This window comes from Pseudomonas sp. AC463, assembly GCF_979253585.1.
In genome coordinates this window covers 1-281 of record NZ_CEEDDZ010000492.1, presented here as the reverse complement: position 1 = coordinate 281, position 281 = coordinate 1, and the positions used below count along the sequence as shown (strand labels likewise).

Below are 281 nucleotides of genomic sequence, written 5' to 3'. Positions count from 1 at the left end.
GGGTATCGACTTTCCGATCATTCAAGCGCCAATGGCGGGTACTGCTACACCGGCACTGGCGGCTGCGGTCAGCAATGCCGGTGGCCTGGGTTCCATCTCCATCGCTGCAGTGAAGGCCGAGGCCGGGCGGCAGATGATCATCGAGACCCGTGCCGGCACCCGCAGGCCGTTCAACATCAACGTCTTCTGTCATCGCCCCAGCGTTGCTGACCGGGCCGCGGAGCAGGCCTGGCTGGATCACCTGCAGCCTTACTTCGCCGAGTTCGATGTGCCGGGTCCAC

General features: G+C 64.4%; 1 protein-coding gene. It reads left to right on the top strand.

The genetic code is table 11. The annotated features are described in order from the left end of the window. Nucleotides 1-281, top strand: a 281-nt coding sequence (locus AC0IYH_RS31105) for a nitronate monooxygenase (RefSeq protein WP_471838046.1), incomplete at both ends; no start/stop codon positions are given.